Below are 7554 nucleotides of genomic sequence, written 5' to 3' on the forward strand. Positions count from 1 at the left end.
CGACCGTGCCCGCCATCGCCTTCGGGGCGACCTTGGTGAACAAGGCCAGGCTGACCGGAAGGGTGTGGCCGAAGCCGATCGAGTTCAGGATGTGGAACATGACCGGCCAGAACAGGCCGATCTTGCCGTCGCCCCCGGTAGCGGCCGCGATCACTAGGCACAGGGCGCCCGCGACGGTGAAGACGCTGCCGATGATCATCTTGCCCAGTTCGTCCGGCTCGCGACCAGTTCGGGCAGAGTACCATTTCCAGAAGGCGGTGACGGCGACGAGGAGGGTGAAGCTGGTGGTGGCGTCCAATGTCACCATCCAGCTTGTCGGCACGGTATAGCCCGCGAAAGTGAGCTGGAATTTCTCGTCCGCCCAGACCAGGTAGGCGTTGAAGATCTCCTGGTTGACCAGCAGCGCCACTGCCAGCACCGGAATCAGGCACAGCAGTACGATCAGGCGCGGCACTTCGCTGCGCTGCAATTTCTCGCGCGGGGCGGCGGTGCCCTTGGCGGGGCGGTTGTCCTCCGGCAGCCAGGGGCGGGCGTAGAGGTACAACACCAGGCCCCCCACCATGACGATGCCGGCACAACCAAAGCCGTAGTGCCAGCCCAGCTTCTCGCCCAGTGTGCCGGACACGAGCGGAGCGGCGATGACGCTGACTTGTATAGCTATGTAGAACAATTGGAACGCCGTGGCGCGGCGCAAGTCCTTCGGGCCGTAAAGCTCGCCCACCTGGGTCGCGATGTTGCCCTTGAACAGGCCGACACCGACCACCAGCGAGAGAAGCGCGAACAGGAAAGCACCCTCGAACGCCATCAGGAAGTGGCCCAGTGCCATCACGATGCTGCCCGCGATCAAGGTGGCGCGGCGGCCCAGCCAGCGATCCGAGATGATCCCGCCCAGGATCGGCGTCAGGTAGACCAAGGCGGTGTAATCACCGAACAGCGCGGAGGCGAGGGGCTGGCCCTGCATGCCGCCGTACCAGCCGTTCTGAAGCGCCTGCAGCCCGACGACGTTGCCGATATTCTCCGGCAGCAGCAGGTACTTGACCATGTAGAGCACCAGCAGCGTCTGCATGGAATAATACGAGAAACGTTCACACCCCTCTACGAAGGAGAGGAAACCCAGGCCTTTGGGATGGCCCAGAAAGGCCCGGTCGGATTTGTCCCGAATGGGGTCGAGATCGACGGGCGGTGTGGCTTCTGCGGTGGTCATGAACCGGGTGGACCCTTCTTGGAAGAGGAGGGTCTAGGGCGTTGCCATCCCGCTGTCACGATCAAGGCTGTCCCGCTCCTGCGTGACGCGGCGTGGATCGGTAAAAGAGGCGGGGCCAGCAAAAAGGCGGCAGGTCCCGATGAACCTGCCGCCCCGTGCGCCTCCGATACGGGATGGCGCAACGCCGCCCCCGGTGGCAAACTTGTCAGATCACTCTAAAACAGCGGGTAAGTCATGCCGTAGTACCCGTAGACTTGCCGGGCGTAGATTTCGTCCCAAGTGGAATCGCCATCGCTGTACCGTGGCGCGCCTTCCAGCTTGTCCTTTTCCAGATCGACCACGTATCCGCCCTGCTTGGCGTCGTAGGAAAGCAGGTCCCATGGCAGCGGATAATACTCATTGCCGATGCCAAGAATGCCACCGAATTCCATCACCGCATATTCGACCTGGCCGCTCTGCTTGTTGACCATGAAGTTGCGGATGGAGCCCAGACGATCGCCACGCGGATTGTAGACGCGGGTGCCTTCGACTTTGTCGGAGGAAATCAGGCGATCAGTCTCGCCGATGGCGACGGGCTCGGTCATGGAAAACGGCTCCTTGTTGCGAGAAGTCCATGCCAAAGATCAACGCAACAAGGCGGCGGATGGTTGCAGTGCGCGCTCAGGCGGTGGCAGAGACGCGCATCTGTTGATCGAGGAATGCGGAGACATCCCGCAGGTCGACCTGCTTGTCTAGGAAGGCCGCGCCAATGCCTTTCATCAGCACGAAGGGCAGGGTGCCCGCATCCATCTTTTTGTCATGCAGCATATGCCCGACGAGAAGCTTGCCGTCGCAATTCAAGCCGAGCGACGCGAGATCGGCTGGCAGCCCGATCGCCGCGATGTGGCTGGCGACACGCTCCGCTTCCGCCTCGGGCATCAGTCCAGTGCGGGCGGAATAGCGGGCCGCCAGTACCATGCCCATCGCTACCGCTTCACCGTGCAGCATGCGATCCGAAAAGCCGGTTTCCGCCTCTAGGGCGTGGCCGAAGGTATGCCCTAGGTTCAGCAGCGCGCGCGTGCCGCTGCGTTCGAATTCATCCTCGGCGACGATGCGGGCCTTGGCTGCCACGTTATGCGCCACCGCTTCTTCGCGCAGCGTCTGGTCTCCCGCCAGCATGGCCGCGCCGTTTTTCTCACACCAGTCGAAGAAGGCCGCATCGCCCAGCAGGCCATACTTCACCACTTCGGCGTAGCCCGCCAGCAGTTCGCGGCGCGGCAGGGTGGCCAGCAGGTCGAGATCGGCCAGCACCAGCGATGGCTGATGGAACGCGCCGACCAGGTTCTTGCCGGCGGAAGTGTTGATCGCGGTCTTGCCGCCGACGCTGGAATCGACTTGCGCCAGCAACGTGGTGGGGATCTGGATGAAGTGGCAGCCGCGCTTCAGTATCGAGGCGCAAAATCCCGTCAGGTCTCCGATCACGCCGCCGCCCAGCGCGATGATGTGATCGTTGCGCTCCACTTCCAGGGCGAGCAGCCAGTCGACCGTGGCGGCCAGCTCGGCCCAGCTTTTCGTCTGCTCACCCGGAGGCAGGATGCGCCATGCAGGCTCATGCCCAGCATTGCGCAAGGCTTGCTCCACCACGGCGCCCCAGTGTTTATGGACATTGGCATCGGTGATGATGGGAACGACGCGTTTGCGCAGGCGGTCCTGGCAATACTGCGCCAGGTTGGGCAGCAGCCCGTCTCCCACATGAACCTGATAAGGACGGCCAGCGATATCGACAGCGATCAAAGCCATTGCGCGATGCCTTCCAGAACGCGGTGGACGGTTTGGGTATGCGGGCCGCTGGCGCTGATCACGTGTATCGGGGCCAGCGAGTAATGCGGCCGTCGATCTTCGCGCAGGCGATGGAGTATTTCCCGGGGATTGCCGTCACGCAGCAGCGGGCGTTTGTCGGTGCGGGCGGTCCGCTCGACCAGGGTATCGACATCGCTATCCAGCCACACGGTGATCGCGCGGGACAGGATCAGTTCGCGCGTAGCGGCATTGCAGAACGCGCCGCCGCCGGTGGCGATCACGGTGTGCTTCGCGCCTTCGGTCAGCAATCGCGTGATGACGCGGCGTTCGCCATCGCGGAAATAATCTTCCCCGTAAGCGGCGAAAATCTCGGGGACAGTCATCCGGGCGGAACGCTCGATCTCGTCATCGGCATCGACGAACGGCCAGCCCAGCAATCCGGCCACCCGCCGGCCGACGCTGGACTTGCCAACGCCCATCATCCCGACCAGAACGACCGGACGATCGATCCGCCGCGCTAGTTCGGCGATCTGCTGATCGGAAAGTCGGGGCGGCGATGTGTCCATTGCAGCGGCCCCTATAGTTGCGCTAGGTCGGCGCGCAAGCATCCTTGAGGAAGTCTGGTGACGGGTCGCAATGGGCAGCGCGAGATACGGGCGCAGCGCAAGATAAGGCGAGTGGCGATGTTGACGCTGGTAATCCCGGTGGTCGCGCTGCTCGGCTATGCCTGGACCGATGGCGGCCGCCAGCCGGTGCGCGATATCGTTCAGCCGCTGCCGGTGCCAAGGGCCGGCAAATGAGGCGTTCCGTTCTGCTCACCGGCGCGGCCCTCGCGCTGACTTCGGCTTTGGCGCTGGCGCAAGGTGCTCCGGAATCGTTGCTGCCGCCCGGCTTCAACGAACCGGCCAGCGCGCCACCTCCTGCCGCCAAGGCGCGGCCCGCGCCCCGCCCGCAGGCGAGTGCCGCAGCGCCGACATCTACGGCATCGTCAGCCGCTTCGCCTTCAGCCACCGCTACGTCCACGCCCGTGGTGCAGGCTTTGCCGGGCGAAACCATCCCCGGCGGTTCGACGGCAGTTGGCATCGCCGATCCGACGGGAGAGGGCACGCTGAAGCGCTTGCCCTCCCTGGAAGAGCTAGCGCGGATGACGCCTGAGGATTTCCAGGATCTGCTGGGCCTCAAGCCCGATTTCGATATGCCCAACGGCGCGCGTCGTGCGATGACGCAGGTCGGCGTGATCGACACCAGCGAAGGCGGCCTCGATGGGGCCGTGCTGGCGGGACAGAACGGGCGCCTCGTCCGCCTGGCGATCGCCGCCAATCGCGGCGACATGGTTTCGCGCTGGGGACATATTCTGCTGCGCCGCGCGCTGGCATCGCGCCTCGATGCGCCACGCGGAATGAATCCGCAGGAATTTCTGGCGCTGCGCGTCGGACTGCTGCTGCGCATGGGTGAGGTGGAAGCCGCCCGCGCCGTGCTGCAGGACATGGACGCGGGCAACTACACGCCCGACGTCGTTGGCGTGGCACTGGATGTTTATGGCGCGAACGGTGATTTCACCGGCGCTTGCCCGATGCTCGCCACGCAAGGGTCGCTGCGCGACGATGCGCCGTGGAACGTGGCCAAGCAGATTTGCAGCGCATTTCGCGGCAACGGGGCCGCGGCGCTCGCCCAGCTGGAGCGCTACCGCTATCGCGGCACGATGTCGCGCATCGATCTCCTCCTGGCGGAAAAGTATGCCGGGGCGGCGGGACGTTCGCGCAAGGCGGTGACGATCGAGTGGGACGGCGTCGATGATATGACGCCGTGGCGCTATGGCCTTGCCAATGCCGTGGGCCTCAATCCGCCAGAGGCTTTGATGAAGAACGCCGGCCCGCGCTTCGCTCCGTTGACGGCGTTGGCTCCGATGGTGGGGCTGACGCGACGGGCGGCGGCGGCAGACGGCGCGGCAGCCACCGGCGTCCTGTCCAGCGCAGCAATGGTCGACCTCTATGGCCAGCTTTATGCCGAGCCGGATGTCACGGGCGAATGGTCCGATCGCGCGGAGAAATTGCGCGACGCCTACGTGCTGGACGATCCGGCCAGCCGACTCTCCGCGATCCGCTCCTTGTGGGACGGGGTGAAGGATGCGCCCAACGATTATTCGCGCAAGGTGCTAACGGCGTACGCCGCCGCGCGCCTGCCTGCCAGCGAGCAGATGGTGGACAGCGCCGGGCCGCTGATCGCCTCGATGCTGGCGGCGGGGCTGGACGCCAATGCGATGCGTTGGGCAAACGTGGTGAACGCCGGTAGCCAGGGTTGGGGCATGCTGGTTTGCGCTGCGCCTAACAGATCAGACGAAGTGAGCAGTGGCGATATCAGTTCGTTCGTCGATGGCGACGATAGCGATGGCAAGCACCGATCCGGCTTGTTGGTAGCGGGCTTGGCCGGGCTCGGGCGGATCGGGTCTGGCACGGCGGGCAGCTATTCCTCCAGCCTTGGCCTCAACCTGGGCAGCGCCACGCGGTGGAGCCGCACGATTGACGATGCGGCGCGCCAGAACGATGTCGTCACGGTCGCATTGCTCGCCGGGCTGGGAATGCAGGGCACGCAATGGTCGCAAATGACGCCGCGGTATCTCTACCATATCGTCTCGGCGCTGCGGACTGTGGGGCTTGATGCCGAAGCGAGGATGATCGCTGCCGAAGCGGTCGCCCGCGCCTAGGCCCGGAATGGGCGTACCGCGCAAGGAAAAGGCTGCGGTCAGCGCCACGATCGAGCAATTTCTGGCGATGCTCGCGGCCGAGCGCGGCGCGGCGCGCAATACCCTGGAGGCATACCGCCGCGATCTGGTGGCAGCGCAACTTGCGATCGGTGATCCGGCGCTGGCCGAGGCAGACGCCCTGGCCTCCCTCGGCGCGGTTTGGGCAGACCTTGCCCCCGCCAGTCTGGCGCGGCGCTGCTCGGCATTGCGGCAATTCTACGGGTTCCTGGTGGATGAGGGCCTGCGCGACGATGACCCATCGCCAGCCCTGCCATCCACGGTGACCCGGCGACCCCTGCCGCGCCTGTTGAGCCAGGAGGACGTCACCCGCCTCCTCACGCGCGCAGAGGAAGAGGCCGCGTCCGATCGATCAGATGCCGTTCGCCTGCTGTGCCTGCTGGAACTGCTTTACGGATCGGGCTTGCGTGCGAGCGAGCTGGTATCGTTGCTGGTGAATGCGGTGCCGCGCGATGCGCCTTTTCTCCATGTAGCAGGGAAGGGCGGCCAGCAGCGCATGGTGCCCGTCAGCACGCGCGCTCGCCACGCGCTGTCGCGGTGGCTGGCGCTGCGCCGGTCCACTTCGCGACACTTGTTCCCCTCGCATGGCGTGGACGGCCACCTGACGCGTGTGCGATTGTTCCAACTGCTTCGGGCTCTGGCGGCGAGGGCGGACATCGATCCGACGCGCGTTTCGCCCCACGTATTGCGCCATGCCTTCGCCACGCACTTGCTGGAAGGCGGCGCGGATCTGCGGGTCTTGCAGATGCTGCTGGGCCATGCGGACATTTCGACGACGCAAATCTACACCCATGTCGATAGCGCAAGGCTGGTCGAGCTGGTGAATGCCCGACACCCGCTCGCCCGGATGAGCGATCTCTAGCAGGGAACACGAAGCCGGAATCGCGGTTTTGCCGGGAGAGATTGTGGGTAACTTGGGGATCAAAATGAAGACGACACGGCGCAAGCTAGCATTGGGTTCCGCGTTGGCATTGTCCACGGCTGGGCTGCCGGGTTTCGCTGGCGTGGCTGGACCGGCCGGGGCGCAAGCCGTCGATTCGATCAGCGCGTCTGACAAGGCGCAGGGCGCAAAGGCCAATCCCGAGCTGACCGCGGAATTCGGCGGTCGGTTGACCGGCCCTCAGGCGACATATGTGGAATCGGTCGGCAAGACGATCGCGCTGCAATCCGGCCTCAGCAACGCCCGCAGCGATTTTACCGTCACCTTGCTGAACTCCCCCGTGAATAACGCCTTCGCGATCCCGGGCGGCTACATCTACGTCACGCGCCAGCTGACCGCGCTGATGAACAACGAAGCCGAACTCGCCGGTGTTCTCGGCCACGAAGTGGGCCACGTCGCCGCGCGCCACTCGAACAAGCGGCAGAAGGCGGCGCAGCGCAATTCGATCCTGGGCGCGCTGGGCTCTGTGCTCTCGGGCGCGATCCTGGGGGACAGCGGCTTCGGGCGCATCGGCCAGCAGATATTTTCCCAAGGTTCGCAATTACTGACCTTGCGCTTTTCACGCACGCAGGAACTGGAAGCAGACAAGCTGGGGATCACTTACCTGCGTAGAGCGGGTTACGATCCGCGGGCCATGTCCACCGTGCTGGAAAGCCTGGCGCGGCAGAACGCCCTCGAATCGCAACTGCGCGGCAGCACCAGCCAGACACCGGAGTGGGCTTCGACTCACCCCGATCCGGCCTCCCGCGTCCGCGATGCGCTGGTTCAGGCCGGAGCCAACGCCACTGGCACGACCAACCGGGACAAGTTCCTGGCAGGCATAGACGGCCTGACCTACGACGATGATCCGCGCCAGGGCATCGTCGATGG

Annotated in this window: 7 protein-coding genes; 3 read left to right on the forward strand and 4 right to left on the reverse strand. The window is 65.0% G+C overall.

The annotated features are described in order from the left end of the window. The 4 genes from ACHWRX_RS06510 to ACHWRX_RS06525 all read right to left on the reverse strand — a co-directional run. A partial coding sequence (locus ACHWRX_RS06510; RefSeq protein WP_394658581.1) for a peptide MFS transporter occupies window positions 1–1204 on the reverse strand: 1204 nt, incomplete at its 3' end. Between the two features lie 215 nt (window positions 1205–1419). After that, entirely contained in the window at window positions 1420–1788 is a 369-nt protein-coding gene (locus ACHWRX_RS06515) for a PRC-barrel domain-containing protein (RefSeq protein WP_394658582.1), read from the reverse strand. Between the two features lie 76 nt (window positions 1789–1864). Then, entirely contained in the window at window positions 1865–2983 is a 1119-nt protein-coding gene (aroB, locus tag ACHWRX_RS06520; protein WP_394658583.1) for a 3-dehydroquinate synthase, read from the reverse strand. After that, on the reverse strand, window positions 2974–3549 hold the full coding sequence (locus ACHWRX_RS06525) for a shikimate kinase (RefSeq protein ID WP_394658584.1): 576 nt from the start codon (window positions 3547–3549) through the stop codon (window positions 2974–2976). Before ACHWRX_RS06525 ends, aroB begins: the two co-directional genes overlap by 10 nt. 230 nt (window positions 3550–3779) lie before the next feature. Between ACHWRX_RS06525 and ACHWRX_RS06530 the strand changes: the two genes are divergently transcribed. The 3 genes from ACHWRX_RS06530 to ACHWRX_RS06540 form a co-directional block, all read left to right on the forward strand. Continuing rightward, window positions 3780–5687, forward strand: a complete 1908-nt coding sequence (locus tag ACHWRX_RS06530; protein WP_394658585.1) for a hypothetical protein — start codon at window positions 3780–3782, stop codon at window positions 5685–5687. 7 nt (window positions 5688–5694) lie between these two features. Beyond that, window positions 5695–6606: a tyrosine recombinase gene (locus ACHWRX_RS06535; protein WP_288484393.1), complete on the forward strand. Its 912-nt coding sequence runs from the start codon at window positions 5695–5697 to the stop codon at window positions 6604–6606. Between the two features lie 64 nt (window positions 6607–6670). Then, on the forward strand, window positions 6671–7554 hold an 884-nt coding region (locus ACHWRX_RS06540), incomplete at its 3' end, for a M48 family metalloprotease (RefSeq protein ID WP_394658586.1).

The organism is uncultured Novosphingobium sp. (assembly GCF_964277725.1).
GTDB lineage: Bacteria > Pseudomonadota > Alphaproteobacteria > Sphingomonadales > Sphingomonadaceae > Novosphingobium > Novosphingobium fluoreni.